Genomic DNA, 23328 nt, shown 5'->3' with positions numbered 1-23328 from the left:
AATCTATTGGGATTGGTCAGTTATGAAGGAGGGAACAATAATTGGTTGTCACGACTGGCCCTATTTTGAATAGTGCGGTAAATGGCCTTCGGCCGGTCCAAATGGTTACAGTTAAAATGATAAATAGATCACTGACACAAAATGCTTCGATCTTAATACAAGGATATGTACTGGATCAAGTAAGAACAATTTACGTGGAACAGCTCTTCAATCTCAATCCAAATGCAGTATTTACAAACGATTATATAGCCAATGTCGACGGTTATGAGTTTAAAGTGTCGGTTGAAGATCATGATGCGATTGAAGTATCCGTGTGGGGAAAAGATGGAGCAGGTCATATTGTAAGCGCGCATCGATTAGTATCTTCAGAATTGTAAGAAGTGAGTGTTGTAACTAACAAAGCACTTCATAATTGAGGGAGATTGGTAATATGGCTAATTACTCAACGGGACCTATTGAGAATAATGCGGTAAATGGAGTCAGACTGACACAGCAGGTAACGATATCCATTGAAAACCGAGATACCATCAATAGCGGAACTGTAACGGTTCAGGGATATGTGTTAGACGGTGCTCGAACATTATATGTACTCGATTCATTAAGTATTGGACCTAATGGTGTGATTAACAGAACCTATTTCGCTAACCTGGATGGATTTGAATTCGAATTTCTTACAAGCGGTCTTGCAGAGGATTTAATTGAGTTATCTGTATGGGGCAAAGACGCCGCTGGAAATTTGGCAGCAGCCCATCGAATTGTCTCATCTGAGCTCCTTGGAGCAAACTCTGGAGGGATCGGAGCTACAGGGGCAACAGGGGCAACAGGGGCAACCGGTGAAGCAGGGGCGACAGGGGCGACAGGAGCAACAGGATTTACAGGGCCAGAAGGGCCGCCGGGTGGTTCAACTGGTGCAACGGGTCCAACGGGAGCAACCGGAGAAGCGGGAGCAATAGGTGCAACGGGTCCGACAGGAGCAACAGGTGAAGCCGGGGCAGTCGGTGCAACCGGTCCAACGGGAGCAACCGGTGACGCAGGAGCAGTAGGGGCAACGGGTCCAACGGGAGCAACCGGTGAAGCCGGGGCAGTCGGTGCAACCGGCCCGACAGGAGCTACCGGCGAAGCAGGGGCAATAGGTGCAACGGGTCCAACAGGAGCAACCGGGGATGCGGGGGCGACAGGACCGACGGGTGCAACCGGAGAAGCAGGAGCGGTAGGTGCAACGGGCTCGACAGGAGCTACTGGTGAAGCCGGAGCAGTAGGTGCGACTGGGCCGACAGGAGCAACGGGCGAAGCAGGCGCAGTAGGTGCAACCGGTCCAACGGGAGCAACCGGTGACGCAGGAGCAGTAGGGGCAACGGGTCCAACGGGAGCAACCGGAGAAGCAGGGGCGGTAGGCGCGACAGGCCCGACTGGAGCAACCGGAGAAGCAGGGGAAGTAGGTGCAACCGGTCCAACGGGAGCAACCGGAGATGCGGGGACAGTCGGGGCGACAGGCCCGACGGGTGCGACGGGTGAAGCAGGAGCGGTAGGTGCAACGGGTCCGACAGGAGCCACGGGTGATGCGGGGGCAGTCGGTGCAACAGGTCCGACAGGTGCGACGGGTCCAACGGGAGCAACCGGAGATGCGGGGGCAGTCGGTGCAACAGGTCCGACAGGAGCAACGGGCGAAGCAGGCGCAGTCGGTGCAACCGGCCCAACAGGGGCAACAGGTGAAGCCGGAGCAGTAGGTGCAACGGGTCCGACAGGAGCCACGGGTGATGCGGGGGCAGTCGGTGCAACAGGTCCGACAGGAGCCACGGGTGACGCAGGAGCAGTAGGAGCCACCGGCCCGACAGGTGCGACGGGTCCAACGGGAGCAACCGGAGATGCGGGGGCAGTCGGTGCAACAGGTCCGACAGGAGCAACGGGCGAAGCAGGCGCAGTCGGTGCAACCGGCCCAACAGGTGCGACGGGCGAAGCAGGGGCGGTAGGTGCGACGGGACCGGCAGGAGCAACGGGCGAAGCAGGGGCGGTAGGCGCGACAGGCCCGACGGGAGCCACGGGTGATGCAGGGGAGACAGGTCCGACGGGAGCAACCGGTGACGCAGGAGCAGTCGGGGCAACGGGTCCAACGGGAGCAACCGGAGAAGCAGGGGAAGTAGGTGCAACCGGTCCGACGGGTGAAGCAGGAGCGGTAGGTGCAACGGGCCCGACAGGAGCTACTGGTGAAGCAGGAGCGGTAGGTGCAACGGGCCCGACAGGAGCTACTGGTGAAGCCGGAGCAGTCGGTGCAACGGGTCCGACAGGAGCCACGGGTGATGCGGGGGCAGTCGGTGCAACCGGTCCGACAGGAGCCACGGGTGATGCGGGGGCAGTCGGTGCAACCGGTCCGACAGGAGCAACGGGCGAAGCAGGCGCAGTCGGTACAACCGGTCCAACGGGGGCAACAGGTGACGCAGGAGCAGTCGGTGCAACCGGCTCAACTGGAGCAACCGGTGTTGCGGGGGCAGTCGGTGCAACAGGTCCTACAGGAGCAACCGGAGAAGCAGGAGCAGTAGGTGCAACCGGTCCAACGGGAGCAACTGGTGATGCGGGGGCAGTCGGTGCAACAGGTCCGACGGGTGCGACGGGTGAAGCAGGAGCGGTAGGTGCAACGGGTCCGACAGGAGCCACGGGTGATGCGGGGGCAGTAGGTGCAACCGGCTCAACTGGAGCAACCGGTGACGCAGGAGCAGTAGGGGCAACGGGTCCAACGGGAGCAACCGGTGACGCCGGAGCAATCGGTGCAACGGGTCCGGCAGGAGCAACCGGAGAAGCAGGGGAAGTAGGTGCAACCGGCCCAACAGGGGCAACAGGTGAAACCGGAGCAGTAGGTGCAACCGGCTCAACGGGAGCAACAGGTGAAACCGGAGCAGTCGGTGCAACCGGCTCAACTGGAGCAACCGGAGAAGCGGGAGCAATAGGAGCGACAGGTGCGACGGGAGCTACAGGCTCGACGGGTGCAACTGCCGAATCACCTGTGCTGGCTTTTGCAAATGTTCCCGGAGCCATTGAAATGCCCGAAGCGACAGAGATTACGCTTGCAACGGTAACCCAGGATACTACAGCAGGCCTAACACTTAAGATAGATTACACCCTCTCTGCAGAAGTCGATACAACGGCGGATTGGTCGGTTCAGGTGGAATTTAGATTATACAGGGATGCAACCTTGATCAATACACAGGTCGTTATTAGGAGCGGTAGTACCGCAGGAATTCAGCGGTTTATTATTGCGAATACTTATGTAGATACAGCTCCTGCAACGGCGACAAGCACGTATACTGTACGAGGATTTCTGACGACAAGTACAAACGTGACCTCAGTATCAGCAAATAATACCAACTTCAACGCAATTTCTTTCCCAACATAATTGTACCGATATCCCAAGTAGATTAAATTCCAATTCACATGCAGGGCTTTAATAAGAGCCCTGTTTCTTTTTATTTTCATTGAAGTCTTCCAATGGAATAACAGCAAGTATTTCGGAACAAGACGCATTAACCGATAAATTGGTATACAGGGCTGAACTTGAAGCTACTATAGAGATGATGAAACGGATTCGGTTTGCTCGCTCATATAAAAAACTACATTTCAAATCTCTGATATTCTTATATAATAATTCTGATCATCATTTTTCCAAAAACACACAACGATGTATTTTCAATGCAGCTTTTTAACTATTTCAGGAGGAATACATGATGAGCATAGATAAAATTAACGAAGCCTCATTAATAGATTGTGTCGTCGTTGTACGGAGTAAGCTCCGCTCGGTTGGAGGGCGTGTCTCTTATATAGAAGGCGATGTATTTGAAGTGATGTTTGAGGTGGAGGAGAATATCCCGTTTCCATTAGGTAATTCGGTGGGCATCACGATCTACTCTGATGAAGGATTAATTGTGTTTGATACCTATCCCATTGCAAGCTACCTGCAGCGGATTCTATGCATATTGCCACCAAATTTACAGAAAAAGATGCTGAATAGACGGAAGGATGTCCGCATACCGGTGAGGCACTTGAACTCTTGTCTAGAGTCTTTGTTACCGCAAGCATCCTCCAGTCCGATTGTATTTGAGCCAGGGCTGCAATGTGATATTAAAAATATTAGCTTGGGAGGCTTGCTATTCTCCATCGAAAGTCCGATTCCGATTCAGGAGAAGGATATCGTCCGTGTGAATCTTGACGGAAAATTCAGGCTTAATGCGATAATCAGACATCATCAGAATCTGGATACAGAGTATAGATACGGTGCAGAATTTGTGGAAATGTCGAAGGAAGATAAGCATACGCTCAAATCCCTAATTATTAATCAACAAGCTACACATCGCCCAATGCAGATTGGAATAGCGCACTATTTAAACGATTGAAGAAGGAAATGGTTAAGCGAGAATAGAGTTGGTACGATCGAATGTATTGGATGTGTCAAAGAACCCGGCATCTGCCGGGTTCTTTGCATAGCTATTCATCCGATGATCGGATATCTTCATCCTGATAGAAGGTGACCCGGTTTTTTCCGGATTGCTTGGATTGATACAGGCTTTCGTCTGCAAGCCGAATTATACTTCCCACATCCCTGTCATGGATCGGGTAGAAGGATACACCCATACTGCAGCCGATCGTTACATGATTGAGATCAATAATAAAAGGGCTGTTGATCGATTCAATGATCCGATGAGAGATCATGCCCGCCGCGTCCATCGCTTCATCCTTCCCCGAACGCAGAATAATCAAAAATTCATCTCCGCCTAAGCGGACAACGATATCACGCGCTGGGATGGCTTCTCTTAAGCGGCTTGCTACTTTTTGTAATAAAATATCACCTGTCTGATGTCCCAAAGTATCGTTAACACGCTTAAAGCCGTCCAAATCCAAATACATAAAAGATAACGCCTCATGCTCCGGATCCAGATCCATAATGGTATTCTCCAAATAAATCTCCAGGGCTGCCCGATTAGGTAAGCCTGTAAGCTGATCCCGATGAGCCTGATTTTTCATATCACCCAGCGCTGTTTCTGTCCGAACCAGTGTATCGACCAGACTGCGAAGAGACAGGGAGAGAATCTGCATATCTGAGAAACTTTTATATACCGGGATTTTCACATCTTTACCTTGTCTCAGCTGATTTGCCGCATTGGTAATTCCCCGGATCGGCTTTGTAATTCGCTCTGACAATAACCAGCCAATCGCAGCAAAGATGAGGGCGGCGGCTGCCCCTACCATAATAAACTGTCTTGTCAGCTCGTTAAGACCAATAAAGGCTGTGGCTTCAGGCTGTCTGACCAGTACGGACCATCCGAGACCCTCATAATTCAAATATCCATCTCCATATGCATAGCCGGTTAGATATGTTTGTCCATCGGGCCATTCTTCAATTTCCCATGAATTTTGACCGTTTTGCACATTTTGAATGGATTGAATGTCTAGTTGTTGACCCACCATATCATCGGGCCCTAACAGAATCGTGTTATCGTTCTTACTTACAATGAACAGCTCCATATCCTGCGTATGCTGCTGCTGAGGCTCCAATATCGTCCGCTCCACCTCTCTAGACCATTCCCAGCTAAGGTGAGCAGCGAGCACTCCCTTAACCTGACCGTCACGGTCCATTACCGGCATACTAATATCCACAAATTGCAGCGGCTCTCCGGTAGGATTGGGAAGAAGCTTAGCCAGCAGTACAGCATCGTGTACATCTCCAATAAATTTGCCCTTGATTCCTTCTTTGAAGACAGGACGTTCAGATATATTTGCGCCCACCAGAATTCCATCTGTCGCTGCCAACACATCTCCCTTCACATTCATATAACCTACCCATGAGAAAGAAGGGAAGCTTGTTTGAAGCTGTCCCATTAAATTTTGGATTGCGGAAATCTCGTTATTCTGAGCCAGTGTATATGTAGCGGCCAGCATTTCGACTTCACCCTGCCTTGACCACATAAAATTGTCCAGCTTGTCCGACATCTGATAGGCAATGTTCGCAAGTGATTGACCTATCTCCTTCTGGAGGCTGCTCTCGGCACGATGGCTAAGTATTGATCCCAGAATGAAAGTAAGCATAATGACGATTACAGTGAATGCAAAGACAAGAACGGTACGAAGTTTAAACATGAGGCCTCCTAAGGATATGACAAAAATACTCGAAATTTGACGAACAGAGTGAATATAACATGAACAGGATATATATTCCATACCCAAAAGCACTTATACAAAAAAGTCCAATTGATGGAAAGATCGTGATCCCTTATGCTGTACAATGTAAACGCTTATCTACACTACATTCATTGATATGGAGGACCACTCATGATACTTCAGCAATCAGAGCCGGTTTGCCTTGCAACAGTTGATGCGAGTGCAGCTGGTCCTAACTGTAAAATGTTATTCGGGGATCTCAATAACGATGGAAGATTGGAACTGGTTATGATTCAGCCGGATAACCGCAAGGATGTAAGGTATATTCCTCATCAGGTGCAGTGTATCACGGTATTTGATCTGGAGGGACGGATGCTCTGGCAAAGAGGAACTCCGGATATGGATGCAGGCACACAAGGATCGGATTATCCTGCACAAGTGTATGATCTGGACGGTGATGGACAGCTGGAAGTCCTGTGTGTGATGAATGATCAGTTTCATATTATTGACGGGACGACTGGAGAGAGCAGACAGGTCTATGATCTTCCCTCTCCGGAAGCGCACGACTGTATTATTATCGCAAATTTGTCTGGAAATGATCGTCCAACGGATCTATTGCTCAAAGATCGTTATCATCAAATATGGGCGCTAAATTCCGATTTTGAACTGCTGTGGACGTATCAAGGGAATCCCGGTCACTTCCCGTGGGTTTACGATATCAATGGTGATGGTAAAGACGAAGTCATGGCAGGGTATGATCTGCTGGATTCAGCCGGAAACGTACTATGGAGCTGTCAGGACTTGTCTGATCATGCAGATTGTATATGGGTAGGGGACGTAAACGGGGATGGAGAGATGGAGATTGTCATTGGCGGCAGCGTAACGGTGATGATGGATAAGCATGGAACAGAAGTATGGAGATATGAGGACTCTATTGAATCCCAGCATATTGCACTTGGACGATTCCGAGAGGATCTGCCGGGGCTTCAGATTGCTGGGCTGGACCGGATCATTCGCGGAGATGGCAAATCAGGCCTTAAAGGCAAGGATGGAATGTTCATGCTGGATGCAAACGGTCAAGAAATATGGAAGGAGCATCGTCAAACAGACGGCTGGCTCACCATTATTGATACTATCAGCGGCTGGGATGAGAGCGGGATGGATTACATACTAGCTTATAGACGTGGAGGGGGTATATTTCCTACGCTCTATGACGGTGATATGAATGTGGTTACAGCCTTTCCGGTAGATGGTTATGTAGGGCATGCCGATTTTCTAGGTAACGGCCGGGAGCAAATTGCAATTTACGATGGTGATACGATTCGCATCTATTCATCGCATGCAGATTCTATTGCTGTTATGCCGGGAGCGAAGCCTTTAGTTCAAACGAAGCGACTATACAGCTCTACCATTTATATGGGCGGAGAAGTTATCAAATCATAAATTAATATAAACGGACACCTACTATTGTTGATGATCATCAGCAAAATAGGTGTCCTTATTCTATTTGCCTTTACGTGTCATTCTGGCAAGCTCATCCCACTGTTCATGCGATACTTCTGTTAACCCGTTGAACTGTCCTGCTCCCTGCAGCCATTCGCCGCCATCAATCGTTATGACTTCACCGTTAATAAAGCCTGCATAGTCTGATACAAGAAAGGCTGCCAGATGAGTAAGCTCCTCCTTACTGCCAGCGCGTTTGATAGGGATACGGTCAATCAATTGCTGCTGGAGCTCCGGTGTGGGAGAGAGTCTTGAGTCTGCACCATCGATTGGAAAAGCTCCCGGTGCAATGGCAACTTGACGAATTCCATAAGGTGCCCATTCTACCGCAAGTGAACGAGTAAGGGCAAGCACCCCTGCCTTAGCTGCAGCAGAAGGGGTTACGTAGCCTGATCCCGTTGAAGCATAAGTCGTTACAATGTTCAGCATCGTTCCAGGATGGCCAAGCTCAATCCATTTTTTGCCGACTTCAAGGGTCATATAGAAGGTACCATGCAGAACGATGCCAAGAACTGAATCTACTGCCCGATGAGACAATCGCTCGGTTGGACTTATGAAGTTGCCTGCAGCGTTGTTGACGAGAATATCAACTTTACCATAATGAGAATAAACCGCTTTCACAAATTCACTCACTTGAACAGGATCTCTTACATCGCAGGATTGTACATAGATATCTTGACCTTTTGAGTGAAATACTTCAGCCGCTTGATCCAGCGCCGCCTGTCTTCTTCCGCATATGGCGAGCTTGGCACCAAGCTCTGCGAATTGCTCACTCATGGCTTGGCCGAGGCCGGTAGCACCTCCCGTAACGATAATGACTTTGTCTCTTAACATGTCGGGTGAGAAGGGATTCACATGATCACTCCTTATGAGGATTTTACTTCACTGTGATAACAGATTATCATGAATAGTAATCGAAGTCATCGTAAAAAGACTCACGAAGATCGGGTAATTCAAGCTGCATTATCATTCAAAGCAAGGAGTGAATAATATGGAGAGGCTTGCCACACAGGCCTATTATAAAATGTTACGTAAAATTGAAGGTATCCGTATGGAGACCATTGCAGATGAGCGTGAATTGATTCTTTATTCGGATAAGATTGTTACAAAATATCGGGAGTTTCCACTGGATAAAGTATTTGATCTATCCTACAAAAAGGTGGGCGAGAAGGATGGACTGCTATATCTGCATACACAGCAAGGCGTTTATCCTTATACTGTTAAAGAGAATCCGGCAGCGTTCATTCAAGCGGTCAAAGAAAGAATATGAGCAACACCTAACGATTGACGAACTGCATTCTTACTGATAAAATACATCGTTATGCGGTAACGCAGTGTCCTGAGCAATATGATTATAGAACAACGGAGAGAAACATAATGAAGATTAATAAAAAGTACGAAACGATTATTTTCACATTTTTTATGGCGTTTGGAATGTCATGTCTGATGTCATTTGTCATGATGTCAATTAATTACGGCTTCCATGATTCCTTCTTAATGATATGGATGCGTTCTTGGAGTATTGCTTTCTTGCTGGCATTTCCTGTCGCCTATTTTCTTCCGAAAGGAATCCGCAAAGTGATGAAAAGAATTCAGTTTGTGGAATATACAAGAGAGACACAGCAGAGTACAGAACTGAAATAATACTCTCACGCTAGGAGGAGGATTCGAACTCAAGAATCCTTCTCTTTTTTGTGCAGGGATAGATGCTCAATTCCTTCAAGTGTTATAATCTAAATTGTGATGGAGGGAGGTATGTCCTATGAGTAACAACGATCAGATCCGGTTTGCCGAATTTGATCTGTCAGGAAATGAAAGGGATGTTCCAATTGCTCCAAGTGAAGCAATTTCTACAGATATTAAGGACAACAACGCAGGTACTAGTGATGCTAAATATAAACGATCCCTGGATTCTCATATCGATGACCTGGACATTCCAGATGTTCTGATCTGGGAGGAAGCAGCGACTGAGAAACCATCTAAGAGCAGTTATACAGAGCTCAGTAAAGTGCAGGATGATGGACTTAATCGGTACAATAACCTGGCTGTGCAGGAAGTTCCCCATAGTGAATCAGTTCGTCAGATCTATGCCCCTAAGAACACCGTACCGCAAGTGAACTGGGAGCAGGATTTTCGTTATATATCACGGGAGCAGCAGTTTGTACATACAGCCAAAGAACTGGCTGAGTATTGTGCTGAGCAGGTTCCTTTTGTTCCATTTCACAGCTACTGGCCCACTTATGATCAGATGAGAACTGAGCAATATCAGTGGTATTTTTACTGGAGATCAGAAGTGCGGGCCTGCCGTTATCCAGTGACGGATTTGTCCTATTTATTTGTATATATATACGAGCTTATTAACGGAATTGGCTGGGTTGACCCGTCTGATGGCTGGGACCAGCTAAATAAAGTGTGGCAGGCTTACCGTAAACATCATCCGAAGATGGACAACTACATGAGAGAATGGCTCTATGATTTTGCAGCCCTGCATCAGCTGGGTTATGTTCCGCCTCCTATGAATAAGAAGCTGCCTCGCAGCATGTCGAATGAATTGAAGGAGCTGGAATGGAAACGGCGATTTACCGCTGAACCGGTAGAGCTGTCTTGGGACAACCTCTTTTTCATGCTGGATTTTGATCCTGAGCGAAGCCGGTTTTATATCGAGAGCGGTCGATATGAGATGACGAGGTTTACTCCGAAGGTCATTGCCCTTGTTGATCAATATTTATACAGATCCCATGGAGCCAGGCTGATCCAGCGCTTTGAACCTCACTCCCGGCGTGTGAAACGGACGCTGTTCAAGAGTGCACTATATGATAGTGACATCTACGGACGAACGATAACCGTCGAGTATGCGCCGATCAGCGAGTATAAGCCATTAAGAGCTTATATCACTCAGCTAGTGCGATTCACTGAGAATAAGCTGCGCGAATTGAAAGGGTTCAAGGGCCGACTAAGAGGGATTGAACTTGAACAAGAGGTGGAGGAGCTTATCTCACGCTACTTGATAAAAGAGATGAACGCCCTCAAAGCTGAAACAGCCCGCGCGGTTAAGCCGCAGATCCACATCAATCAGCGAAAGCTTGAGCGCTTAGCACGTGAATCTGATGAGGTAAGAAATATGCTGATGCTTGGCGTAGATGATGAAGAACAGGAAGTGAATATTTCCAGTAAGGCACGGATTGAACATAGCGGACATAACAGATTATTGGAACATAGCGGCTCCCAAGCAGCTTCCTTAAAGCGCGAGTCAGAAGGACAGCAGATTATTCAGGCCGTAATGGACTTTGATGCACCTGCTCCTCTATCTGTAGACGAAATTGAAGAAGTGAATCCCGTATCAGCTGTTGTTGCGGAGAATCAAGTGGAAGAGCAGCCTGCTGTGGTATGGAACGTGGAAGAGCTTGATGAGGAATGGAGAGATTTTGCCGCTAGCTTACAGCATACACATCTCGAAATTTTGTTCGCACTTAAGAACATCCATGGTGAACAAGCGCTGCAGGCTGCTGCCAGCAGAGCAGGCTCCATGCCCGCTGTGCTGATTGAGGAGATTAATGAAGCCGCAATGGAGCATATCGGCGACTTGATCATTGATGAGGACATGATTGTCGAAGATTATATGAGTATGCTGGACAAGCTATGTTCCGGAGAATGAAACGGGGTAATAACAAATATGAAATCATTGAAAATTCCAAAACGTCTGACGACGGCGCTTGTAAACTCATTAACTGCAGGCGTAGTCCCCAGAGTCGGACTTGAACATATTGCTGTTGGGCGCAAACCTGAGGTCGAATCGATCTTGAGAGATATGGACAATATTGCCGAAGGCGGCGCAGCCTTCCGTTTGATTACGGGAAGATACGGAAGCGGCAAGAGCTTCTTGCTCCAAATGATCCGCAACTATGCGATGGACCGAGATTTTGTCGTTGCTGACGCGGATCTGTCCCCGGAGCGTCGTCTGGTCGGTACTAAAGGGCAGGGACTGGCCACTTACCGGGAACTAATGACACATTTATCCACCAAGACCCGTCCAGATGGCGGCGCACTGGAGGCTATACTGCAGAAATGGATCGCTGCGATTCAGCAGGATCTGATGCTAGAGTTCGGACTTAAGCCGGATGATCCCGCGATCACCCAGAAGGTTGAGGTCCAGATCTATGCTGTTGCCAATGAAATGCAGAACCTGGTACATGGATTTGATTTTGCCAAGGTGCTCGCTGCTTATTGGAACGGTTACAAGCTGACGGATGATGATCTCAAGGGTGCTTCACTTCGCTGGCTGCGCGGTGAATATACGACCAAGACGGAAGCCCGCAAGGAGCTCGGCGTATCTGTCATTATAGATGATGACAATTGGTATGATTATATGAAGCTGTGGAGCGAGTTTATAGCCAAGATTGGTTACAAGGGACTGCTGTTATTTATAGATGAAGGTGTAAACCTGTACAAGATTACGAACAGTATATCCCGGCACAGTAACTACGAGAAGCTGCTGACGATGTTTAACGATACGATGCAGGGCAAAGCAGAGCATTTAGGCATATACATGGGAGGCACGCCACAGTTTGTTGAGGATGAACGAAGAGGGCTGTTCAGCTATGAAGCACTGCGATCTCGTCTAATCGACGGTCGTTATGGCGGAGGCTTGCTAAAGACATACACTTCTCCCATTCTTAAGCTTGAAATGCTGTCGAATGAGGAGATACTCATCCTGCTGCAAAAATTGCGTGAGATTCACGCGATGCATTTCCAATATGAAGCTCAGCTGTCCAATGAGCAGCTGATAACCTTCATGCAGGCTGCAGTTGGCAGACTGGGAGCAGAACAGCTTCTGACGACACGAGAAGTGATTCGTGATTTCATGGACCTGCTTCATACACTGCATCAGCATCCAGAAACGGCCTTTGAAGAGCTGCTGTCTGACCGTGAACAGGAGAGTGAAAATCGTGCCGGGTCTAGGTCCGTATCTGTCTCTTCTAAGGAAGAACGCCCTTCGGATGACCTGGATGACTTTCTCGCGGAGTTTGACCTATGAGCATGAACCGGACACCCAATCCTTTTACCCGTCTGGCTCCGTTCATTCAAGAATTTATATACAAGAAGCGGTGGGAAACCCTCCGTGAAGCACAAGTAGAAGCATGCCGTGTTATCTTTGACACACCGAATCATTTGCTGATTGCTTCGGGTACCGCTTCGGGGAAGACTGAAGCCGCTTTTTTTCCCGCACTAACAGAGTTGTATAATCATCCTCCAGAATCCGTAGGGATACTCTACATCGGACCGTTAAAGGCGCTGATTAACGACCAGTTCGAGCGCGTAAGCGATCTCCTGAAGGAAGGTAATGTACCAGTATGGCATTGGCATGGGGATGTTTCGCAAGCAGAGAAGACCAAGCTGATGCAGAAGCCTTCGGGTGTCTTGCAGATTACGCCGGAATCATTAGAAGGATTGCTTATGAATCGGCCCAATGCGATTCCAGCCCTGTTTCATGATTTAAGATACATTATTATCGATGAGGTTCATGCCTTTATGGGAGCCGATCGAGGTATACAGGTTCTGAGTCAGATGACAAGGATAGAGCGGATGGCTTCCTGTTCACCACGTCGGATCGGCTTGTCGGCCACCTTAAGCGATTATGAATCGGCTGCAGGATGGCTTGGTGCAGGAACAGCAATATCCACTGAAGTGGTTTCTCCACAAGGAGGAAGAAAGCTGAGGCTGTCTGTTGAGCATTTCTCCCTGCCGGATGCCCGGGATGAGAAGCAGGCAGAGCAGTTAGAGCTGGCCAAGCAGGCCTATCATCAATTCATATATGATGTAACTCATCTGAAGAAAGCACTCGTGTTTACCAACAGCAGATCAGATGCAGAACTAACTACGCTTGAGCTAAGACGGATCGCTGCTAAACGGGAGCAGCGCGATGTTTTCCACGTCCATCATGGCAGTATTTCCGCCATGCTGCGAGAAGAAACCGAAGCTGCACTGAAGACAGGAGAGGGACCTGCCGTGGCTGCTGCGACGGTTACATTGGAGCTTGGCATTGATCTTGGTGAACTAGAGCGGGTCATTCAGCTCGGAGCGCCGTACAGCAGTTCCAGCTTCGTTCAGCGTCTTGGACGCTCTGGCCGTAGAGAGGATCAGGCGTCTGAGATGATGTTTCTCATTCCTGAGGAAGAAGATGAAGAAGCACAGCTTCCTGCTCGGATGCCGTGGACACTGCTGCGTGCTATAGCTGTGATCGAATTGTATCTACGGGACAAGTGGGTAGAACCTGTGGACGTTCGGAAGAAGCCCGTCGGTGTATTGTATCATCAGACGATGAGTACGCTAAAAAGTATGGGAGAAGCGACCCCGGCAGAGCTTGCGAGACATGTGCTTACACTGCCTTCCTTTAGAGAATTTACTACGCATGAGTATAAGCAATTCCTGACGTATCTATTGCAGACGGATCATATTCAGCGTACAGAGGAGGGAAGCCTGATCATCGGACTGGGCGGCGAGAAGATTGTGAACAATTACCGGTTCTACGCAGTCTTCAAGGATGATGAGGAACATGTTGTATATAATGGATCGGAAGAAATCGGCTCAATTACAACAGTACCGCCTCCTGGCTATTGTTTCTCTCTAGCAGGTAAGCTCTGGAAGGTCGAAGAGGTTGATGTGAAGCACAAAGCACTGTATGTCAAATCAGCTAAGGGCAAGGTCGATACACTATGGCTCGGTGCAGGAGGAGATATCCACACCAAAGTCATGCAGAAGATGCGAGAGGTCTTGGCAGGCAGCACCATATACCCTTATCTGGCTGCAGGCGCAGTTAATCGGCTTGAGCGAGCTCGAAGACTGGCTCGGGAAAGTGGACTACTAAACAGCATGATTATACCTGCGGGAGGAGATTCTCTCTTCATTCTGCCATGGGCGGGGAGCAAGCAGTTTCGTACCTTGGAGCGGCTGCTTAAGCATAATTTATCCCAGCGATTGAATTTACGATCTATCGTCCCTATGGAGCCTTACTATATGGTCGTTTCAGGCAAAACAGATCCGATAACCATGCATCATGCGATTAGCGAAGAGCTGTTAAATCTTGAGGACCCCAGCCTGTTACTGAAGCCGGAGGAAGCCCCATATTTAGGAAAATATGATGAATTCGTATTTCCTCAGCTTGTGCGAAGTGCCTTTAGTGTGGATGGGCTTGATGTTGCGGGTCTAGCACAGACGTTGGGCATAAACAATAAATAGAGGATTATTCTAAATAGCAGGAAGATATTTAAAAATGTGATATGTATTTTTTGGACAGTGTGATCTTATAAAAGGTCACACTGTTTTACGTTGAACATTTAACTACTTAACTAATAAGGAACAACCATTATTTTCGTAATAGATATTATGTAAACTAATCTGTCTTATAAATGATGATAGAAATTTCATTTTAATAGTATGATCCTGTAATAAAAATTTTCTCTGGGACAAATGCAGCTCTTCGTGATACGATTTTCTTAGATAGTACATTCCATACCCAAATACATATTTAACAATTCATGAGGAGTGATGAGCATGCTGGAGATCAGTGAACGAATTAAACAGATGGAGCTCGAGGAAGAGGAGCTGCGGTTTCCTTCTTTTACGAACGAAACCGCATTGAAATTGGGTTTGACCATTATTGAAGAAGCCAAGAGAGTGAATAAGAGCATCACGGTGGAAATATATCGTTCCGGACAGAGGCTGTTCAGTCATGCGATGGAGGGTACATCGGCCGATAACGAGCAATGGATTCGTCGGAAAAATAATGTCGTCCAGCATTTTGGTATGAGCTCCTGGCACGTGGCACTGCAATTGCGTGAAGAAGGAAAGAATCTTGAAGATGACTATGGACTTCCATTTGCTGATTATGTTGCTGCAGGCGGTGGTTTTCCCCTCACCATTAACGAAATAGGACAAGTTGGTACCATTACGGTATCGGGCTTGCCTGATCAAGAGGATCATGATTTGCTGATTGGTGCGCTTAGAAGATTCTTAGCATAGTCGTACCTGAAAAGTGAAAGCTTCGGAAAGATTAAACTCTTTCGAACTTTCACTTTTTTTTGTTGTTATAGGTATGAAGAGAACAATGATGTCAAGTTACTGGATTCGTTACAGCGCAATTTTTGGCCAATTTTGAATGTTCTATGTCCAATTTCTCGGCTCCTCGTATGATAAAATCCAATTAATTATCCATTAAGAAAAGGGGAGTTCGAATGAATACGAAGTTGATGAAGTGTGCGGCATTGGTCTTATGCGGCTCGCTGTTGTTAACCGCTTGCGGTGAAACAAATTCCGCTCAAGAGTCATCGAGTAATGAAGACGGTATGGTAAATATCAGCTGGATGAATATCTTGCATGCACCATCGCCTCCAACGGATACTGTGCTGAGCAAAATCGAAGAAGTAACACAGGCAAACATTGATTTTGCTTGGGTACCCGATTCCTCAAAAGAAGAGCGAATCAATACCTCGCTTGCCTCTGACTCTTTAGCCGAGATTGTATCACTCACGATGCTGGAGAATTCATCGGTTCGTAATGCTTTAAAAGCGGGGGTTTTTTGGGAAGTTAGTCCCTACTTGGATGAATTCCCGAATTTGGGAGCTATCTCACAGGATATGAGAAATTCAGCGTCTATTGAAGGAAAGCTATACGGTATTCCGATGCAAAAGGATGTGGCCAGAAACGGTGTGATCTTACGTAAGGATTGGCTCGATACGTTAGGGATGTCTGTACCACAGACGACAGATGAACTAATGGAAGTGGCAAAAGCATTTACAGAGCAAGATCCGGATGGCAATGGTGTGAAGGATACGACCGGTTTTATCGATCGAAGTGATCTCGTCTTTGGAGCATTTAAGACGCTCGGATCTTATTTTGGAACACCTAGCAGCTGGGCTGTCAGCGATGATGGCAAGGTCACTCCCGAGTTCGAAACAGAAGGTTATTTGAAAACGATGGATTTTATGAAACAACTTTATGAAGGCGGTTACATTAATCAAAGCTTTGCAGTGACAGCCAAATCAGATCAACAGCAGGGCTTCTCTCAAGGGAAAGCAGGCATTTATGTTGGGGCTCTTTTTGACTCTAAAAACCTGCTTAATTCTGCCAAAGGGGTTCAGGACAACATGGAGCTTGTCATGGTAAACGATATCACATCTACAGGAAACGAAAGTGATCGTGCCATCTGGTCAACGAGTAATGGGGTAGGAGGACTCCTAGCTTTTCCTAAATCGGAAGTAAAGGACGAACAGGAGCTGAAGCGAATTCTTCAATTTGTGAACGATGTAATGTCTGAAGAAGTGTACACGCTAATGACTTATGGTATTGAAGGTATGCATTATTCAATGAATGAAGATAAATCGGTAACCATTATTAATCAAAAATTGTGGGAACAGGAGGTACAGCCGTTTGCGTCCTCCAGACCGAAGGAGCCCGGCTATGAAGTTCACGATAATGATCCGCTGAAAACAGAGGCTGGAAGGCTCATTCAAGAAAACGCCACCTTTGCTGTACTCAACCCTTTATACTCGCTAGAGTCTGATACCTATTCCTCACAAGGGTCTGAGCTTCAAAAAATCATTACAGATGCGACCTATAAATATATTCTGGGAGATATCAATGTGGATGAATTTAAGCAGCAGGTTCAAAGATGGAGAAAGAGCGGAGGAGATCAGATCATCTCAGAATACGAAGCTGCTTATAAAGCGGTAAACAATTAAGAAAAGAGAATAGCATGTGCAATCAATGATGCCCGAAAAGTGTGACATTCTCTTAACGGTTCGGGCATCATTCTAATCTCATGATTTAATAGCGCATTCATCATTCATAATTGGATCAGATAGCCCTTGAAAGGGGTGATTATATTGAACAAGTAAAGAAATGAACCAGGCAGATGATGAAGCTGCAACTTAAAGGAGGAAGCTTATGAAAAAAATAGTGTCAGGTATACTGGCCGCATCTATGCTCGTGACTTCATTGACGGGCATTACATCTGCAGAAACAGCACCGGCTGTGCAAGATGAACGACTGCCGGCATTTCCGGGAGCGGAAGGTGGAGGAATGTATACTTCCGGTGGCAGAGGAGGCGAAGTTTACGAAGTCACTACGCTTGCAGATTCCGGACCGGGTTCACTTAGGGAAGCAGTCAGCAGAGATAATACGACGGTTGTGTTCAAGGTTGGTGGAACGATTCATCTTGAAACACCGCTTAAAATTACAGGCTCAAATCTAACAATTGCAGGTCAGACCGCACCAGGTGAAGGTGTGACCGTGTCTGACTATGCAACAACGATTGAGGCAGATAATGTTATTGTTCGATATATGAGATTTAGGCTTGGAGATCGATATCCCAGCGAGGATGATGCTTTTGGCAGCCGATATCACAAGGATATCATTATCGATCATAGCTCATTCAGCTGGTCGGTAGATGAAGTGCTCAGTATGTATGTCAATGAGAACACGACAGTACAGTGGTCCATCATATCAGAGAGTATGCTAATGACCTCCCATCAAAAAGGCAGGCACGGTTATGCAGGTATTTGGGGCGGCAACAATGCAACATTTCATCATAATCTGATCGCCCATAATGTAAGCCGTAATCCGAGATTTGCCGGATCGCCGGATTTCCCCACAGACTCTTCTAATAACATCATTTATAATTGGGGCTTCTTCTCCGCTTATGGCGGCGAGGAAGGCAATTATAATCTAAGAAATAACTACTATAAATATGGTCCCAATACTTATCGGTCCGTAAGAGATCAAATCTTCCTTGATGTCAGTGCGAACACTCGCCTATATGTAGACGGTAACATCATGGACGGATCACCTGAGGTAACTGCAAATAACTGGCTCGGAGTAGGGGAACTCGCTAATCCGGATTCGAAGCTGAATACGGCGGTATCCATGCCGAATCCGATTAATCTAGACACTGCTGAGACCGCTTATGAACGAGTGCTCCAAGAGGCAGGAGCCGTTCTGCCACGAAGGGATGCTATTGACGCTCGTGTCGTCCACGATGTGAAGAACCGGTCAGGGAAGCATATCAATTCTCCAAAAGAAGTTGGTGGATACCTTGAGTTTGAAGAAGCTGTATCTACACTCGCAGATGATGATCATGACGGCATGCCAAACGAGTGGGAGTTAGCACACGGACTCAATCCGTCTAATGCAGAGGACCGTAATGGTATCCATTCATCAGGGTATACGAATCTTGAGATGTACTTAAACGGGATCGTTGGCAATGGATCTATAAATCCAGCTGTCTCGATCAACTATCCTGCAGACAACACGATTGTGGAGGAAGGAGCGACGGTGGAGATTCAGGCTGACGCTTCTGATTCGGATGGTACTGTTTCTAAGGTGGAATTTTATCAAGATGATATCAAGCTTGGAGAGGACCTCACTGCACCTTATTCATTAAACTGGGAGAATGTCCAGGATGGAACCTATTTTCTAACGGTACGAGCGATTGATGATTCCGGGACTTCCACACAATCAAGTAATGCAGCGGTTCATGTGAATAAGCCGGGAGATATAAGTCCATGGCAATCTGAAGACATAGGTGCACCTGAAATTGCCGGCCATACTCAGCTCGGACAAGCAGATACAGATGTAACCTTGAAGTCTGCAGGAGATATTGACGGGGAAGAGGACCATTTTCATTTTGCTTATCAGGAATTGACTGGCAATGGGGAAATTGTGGCTCGAGTTGAGAGCATTACAGGTACCGATGATGGGGCAGAAGCGGGAGTTATGATCCGCGAAAATCTGGAATCCAATGCTAAAATGGCTGCACTGCTCGTCTCTTATGTCAAATATGGTAAGAAGAGCATCATCATGACCCGTAACACGGAGGGTGAACCATTGACAAGAGAAGAGCCGGAGCATTTTATTAATACTCCATATTGGGTTAAAATCGTTCGGCTTGGGGACCAAATCACATCACTCATCTCAGAGAATGGTACGGATTGGAAGGTCGTTGATTCTGCTACCATTTCTATGGGGGAGACCGTTTATTTTGGCCTGGCGGTTGACGCCTCCAAGGCGGATGACGACAACAGCAAGTATAATACGTCGGTATTCTCCAATGCATCGGTAAACCCAGTGGCCGCGGATTTCCCAACAGCTCCTACAGGACTTACGGCGACCGCTGGGCTGACATCAATTGAACTTAACTGGGACGAAGTTACAACGGCACAAGGATATACAGTGTACCGAAGCGAGATTCCAGGAGGCCCCTATTCAGAGGTCGCTACGGGAATTGTCGATAATGCTTATAACGATGCGGACCTAACACCAGGATTGATCTACTATTACATCGTTACGGCAGAGAATAGCAGCGGCACAAGCTTTAATTCTAAGGAAGCGAGCGCTATACCAGAGGGAGAACAGGGAACGGTCTATTATATTAATGAGAATTTCGAGGATACAGCGATCGATACAACTCCAGCTGAATATACCTTTATGCCAAATCCGCAGGACACGGATCATAAAGTTGTGGTGAAGGATATTCCTTCCGATACGACTGGAAATGCATCAGACAGAGCTCTATTACTGTACGATAATGCGGTTGGTAGTACCGAATTTTTTCGCAAATTCGCCCCGCAGAAGGGTAAGTTTATTCTTGAAGTGGATATGACCTCTCCAGGATGGCCAGGTACCTCTACCGTTCTCAATCTTCAAGACGAAACAGGCAGCAAGACGGCATTATCCATTCAATTACGCAAACCAACAGCACCTGTTGCGGAGCCGGATTACACACTGGTTTACAAAAGGAATGGAGCAGATTATAAACTCACCGATCCTTTAGTTAATAATCAATGGTACAACCTGAGATTAGTGACGAACGTAGCAGCGAAGACAGCAGATATTTACCTCGATAATCAGCTAGTGGCGGATGATGCGCCACTTGAAGCAGATCTGACAGCTTCGGGAATAGGCCGGATTTCCACCAAAACGCCGGGAACGGGTAAAGGAACGATCTACTATGACAACCTTAAAGTATATGTAGAGCCGGTGGAGAGTCCGAAGGGTCTCACTGCAGTACCCGGCAACGAAAAAGCCCAGCTCCAATGGACAGCTGCTGAAGGCGCTTCTACTTATAGTATCAAGAGGAGCATGACAGAAGGTGGCCCGTATGAAACCGTTACGAGTGGAATTACTGATGTCTCCTATATTGATGAGGACTTGGTGAATAATACAACTTATTATTACGTCGTGACAGCAGTGGGATCAACGGGAGAGAGCGGTCCTTCGAATGAAGTTATGGTAACTCCTTCCTCGGCAGCCATCAGACCCGATGCACCCGCGGGAATTACGATCTCGGCTCGAAGCACGCAAGCTGATTTAAATTGGCAGGGTGTTGATCATGCCATTAGCTATACGATTAAACGAAGCACGGATCCGGAAGGCCCTTTTGAGACGGTTGCATCGAAGGTGTCTTCGACCTCTTATAGAGACGGCGGATTGGATAATGGAACCACATATTATTACGTCATTTCTGCTGTAAGTATTGGAGGGGAAGGCGAGAATTCTGAAGCGGTAACGGTAATACCCACAGCTCAACTATCGACACCAACGGTTACAGCAGCGCCACTGCCTAATGGAGCAGAGCTCCATTGGGAGAGCTTAGATGGCGCATCCTCTTATGAAGTGCGTCGTTCCGATACTGCAGAAGGGGCTTATAATTTGATCGGAACCGTATCCGAATCCACGTATCTCGATTCCGGGCTCATGAATGGAGTACCGTATTATTACAGAGTCACTGCAGTGAACGATCAAACACGTAGTCTCGAATCAGCAGCCGTAGGCATACGTCCATCTGCTAATGACGGCACACCTGCAGCACCTTCTGGATTCACAACAGAACCGGCAGCCGAGAGTGTGATACTGAATTGGAATTCCGTGTCAGAGGCAACATACTATTCTATCAAACGCAGTAGTTCAGAGAATGGTCCTTATGAGCTGGTTGTAAGTGATCTAACCGAGACAAGCTATACGGACAGTGGACTTACGAATGGGGTCCCTTACTACTATATTATTACGGCTACGAACGCTGTGGGGGAGGGAGCTTCCTCTGTTACCTTAAAGGAGGTACCTGCACAGGTGATTGTAGTGGCTAAAGATGGCACCGGACAATATTCTAATGTGCAAGATGCCATTAATGCGGTCCCAAGTAACAGTCCAACTCAGACGGTTATTAAAATTAAAGACGGTATTTATCGTGAGAAAATCAGTGTACCTTCCGATAAAATCAATTTACGTTTCATTGGAGAAAGCAGAGAAGGCACGATACTGATCTATGGAGACTCTGCCAGCACCTTAGATGGGAATGGAAACCCGCTGGGGACTTCCAACAGCTATAGCTTCAGGGTATTGGCAAATGATTTCACTGCGGAGCGGCTAACTATACAAAACGATGCAGGCATTGATGCGGGCCAGGCAGTCGCGTTATATGCCAATGCAGATCGGCTTACATTCCGGGATGTCAGCTTGCGAGGACATCAGGATACGTTATATGCCAATAATGGACGCCATTATTATAAGGACAGTTATATTGAAGGAACTGTAGATTTTATCTTTGGAAATGCTTCTGCCGTATTTGAAAATAGTGACATCCATAGTCTCCGCAATGGTTATGTCACGGCTGCCTCTACAGGTGCAGGAAAGCCAGGATATGTATTCATTAATAGCCGGATTACAGCAGATCCAGGCATAACAGGAGTAACACTGGGAAGACCTTGGCGTGCTGATGCCAATGTTATTTACGTGAACAGCTACCTTGGTGAGCATATTTCTCCAGAAGGCTGGAATAACTGGGGCAATGTGAATAATGAAACCACTGCACGTTATGGCGAGTATGCGAGTTATGGACCTGGAGCCAATCCGAAGAGCAGATATCGCTGGACTAAGCAGCTAACACTTGAAGAGGCAGCATGGTATACGCCGGCTAACATTTTGAGTGGAAGTGATGGCTGGAACCCGGTTGATTCAATTGACTTGGCTAATAGTAATCGGGAGCTGGAAGCATTGAATGTGGATGGTGTGGCTATACCTGATTTTGATCCTCAGGTGACTGCTTACCAAGTTGAGCTGGAAGCCCAAAGCGAGATCCCAATCGTTACTGCTACAGCTCAATCAGAGAAGTCTGTCATTTCGATCGAGCAAGCGGAGAACGTTCCTGGAAGTGCGGTTATCCATGTAACTTCTCAGGACGGAGGCGTCAAAATCTATGAGATCGAATTTGTCATCGGCGAGGATGAAGTGCCTCCTGTTCTGCAGCTTGAAGTAGATAAGCCTGTCCTCAAGGCAAGAGGGCATCGAATGGAGAATATTCGAGTGACTGCTAACGCAGCCGATGAGGAATCTGGTATAGCCTCCATCACTCTCGTATCTATTACCAGTAATGAACCTGACAACGGAAAAGGCGACGGGAACACGAATGATGATATTCAAGGAGCAGAATATGGTACATCAGATTATGAATTTGAATTAAGGGCAGAGCGTTCAGGCGCTGGTTCAGGACGTGTGTATACAATAACCTATGAGGCTGCTGATTATGCCGGGAATCGAACCACTGCGACTGTAACCGTGACTGTTGAACACTGATTACATTAATCGAAGTAAGGGAGTGCCGGAGTGCCTAACTTAATAGGCACTCCTTTG

The 23328-nt window shown here is 47.3% G+C and carries 14 protein-coding genes; 12 read left to right on the top strand and 2 right to left on the bottom strand.

The genetic code is table 11. From position 1 onward, the window contains the following. Positions 1–41 precede the first annotated feature (41 nt). From BLW49_RS00420 to BLW49_RS00410, 3 genes are all read left to right on the top strand, one after another. Positions 42–377 carry a hypothetical protein gene (locus tag BLW49_RS00420; protein WP_090722546.1) on the top strand — a complete coding sequence of 112 codons (336 nt, stop codon included), beginning with the start codon at positions 42–44 and terminating at the stop codon, positions 375–377. A gap of 53 nt (positions 378–430) precedes the next feature. Next, positions 431–3388: a beta strand repeat-containing protein gene (locus BLW49_RS00415; protein WP_090722544.1), complete on the top strand. Its 2958-nt coding sequence runs from the start codon at positions 431–433 to the stop codon at positions 3386–3388. A 325-nt stretch (positions 3389–3713) separates the two neighbouring features. Continuing rightward, positions 3714–4382, top strand: a complete 669-nt coding sequence (locus BLW49_RS00410; protein WP_090722542.1) for a PilZ domain-containing protein — start codon at positions 3714–3716, stop codon at positions 4380–4382. 91 nt (positions 4383–4473) lie between these two features. Here the strand turns inward: BLW49_RS00410 and BLW49_RS00405 are convergent, their stop codons facing one another. Next, positions 4474–6123 carry a sensor domain-containing diguanylate cyclase gene (locus tag BLW49_RS00405; protein ID WP_090722540.1) on the bottom strand — a complete coding sequence of 550 codons (1650 nt, stop codon included), beginning with the start codon at positions 6121–6123 and terminating at the stop codon, positions 4474–4476. A gap of 192 nt (positions 6124–6315) precedes the next feature. On the opposite strand from BLW49_RS00405, the gene BLW49_RS00400 reads away from it, so the two are divergent. After that, a complete protein-coding gene (locus tag BLW49_RS00400) occupies positions 6316–7587 on the top strand; it encodes an FG-GAP-like repeat-containing protein (RefSeq protein ID WP_076310843.1) in 1272 nt (423 codons plus the stop codon). Between the two features lie 60 nt (positions 7588–7647). On the opposite strand, the gene BLW49_RS00395 is transcribed toward BLW49_RS00400, so the two are convergent. After that, entirely contained in the window at positions 7648–8502 is an 855-nt protein-coding gene (locus BLW49_RS00395; protein WP_256209518.1) for an SDR family oxidoreductase, read from the bottom strand. 136 nt (positions 8503–8638) lie between these two features. On the opposite strand from BLW49_RS00395, the gene BLW49_RS00390 reads away from it, so the two are divergent. The 8 genes from BLW49_RS00390 (at position 8639) to BLW49_RS00355 (ending at position 23271) form a co-directional block, all read left to right on the top strand. Next, positions 8639–8917: a hypothetical protein gene (locus BLW49_RS00390; protein ID WP_076310841.1), complete on the top strand. Its 279-nt coding sequence runs from the start codon at positions 8639–8641 to the stop codon at positions 8915–8917. Between the two features lie 107 nt (positions 8918–9024). Then, on the top strand, positions 9025–9291 hold the full coding sequence (locus BLW49_RS00385) for a DUF2798 domain-containing protein (RefSeq protein ID WP_076310840.1): 267 nt from the start codon (positions 9025–9027) through the stop codon (positions 9289–9291). A gap of 118 nt (positions 9292–9409) precedes the next feature. Beyond that, complete coding sequence (locus BLW49_RS00380) at positions 9410–11302, top strand: TerB N-terminal domain-containing protein (protein ID WP_090722539.1); 1893 nt, start codon at positions 9410–9412, stop codon at positions 11300–11302. Between the two features lie 18 nt (positions 11303–11320). Continuing rightward, positions 11321–12682 carry an ATP-binding protein gene (locus tag BLW49_RS00375; protein ID WP_076310837.1) on the top strand — a complete coding sequence of 454 codons (1362 nt, stop codon included), beginning with the start codon at positions 11321–11323 and terminating at the stop codon, positions 12680–12682. Further along, entirely contained in the window at positions 12679–14883 is a 2205-nt protein-coding gene (locus BLW49_RS00370; protein ID WP_371264500.1) for a DEAD/DEAH box helicase, read from the top strand. The genes BLW49_RS00375 and BLW49_RS00370 overlap by 4 nt, the downstream gene beginning before the upstream one ends. 315 nt (positions 14884–15198) lie before the next feature. Continuing rightward, entirely contained in the window at positions 15199–15666 is a 468-nt protein-coding gene (locus tag BLW49_RS00365; RefSeq protein WP_076310836.1) for a heme-degrading domain-containing protein, read from the top strand. A gap of 212 nt (positions 15667–15878) precedes the next feature. Then, a complete protein-coding gene (locus BLW49_RS00360; RefSeq protein ID WP_090722537.1) occupies positions 15879–17384 on the top strand; it encodes an extracellular solute-binding protein in 1506 nt (501 codons plus the stop codon). A gap of 205 nt (positions 17385–17589) precedes the next feature. Beyond that, a complete protein-coding gene (locus tag BLW49_RS00355; protein WP_090722535.1) occupies positions 17590–23271 on the top strand; it encodes a pectinesterase family protein in 5682 nt (1893 codons plus the stop codon). Positions 23272–23328 lie beyond the last annotated feature (57 nt).

The organism is Paenibacillus sp. PDC88 (genome assembly GCF_900106725.1).
GTDB classification, from domain to species: Bacteria; Bacillota; Bacilli; order Paenibacillales; family Paenibacillaceae; genus Paenibacillus; species Paenibacillus shunpengii.
This window is presented reverse-complemented; position numbering and strand designations above follow the sequence as displayed.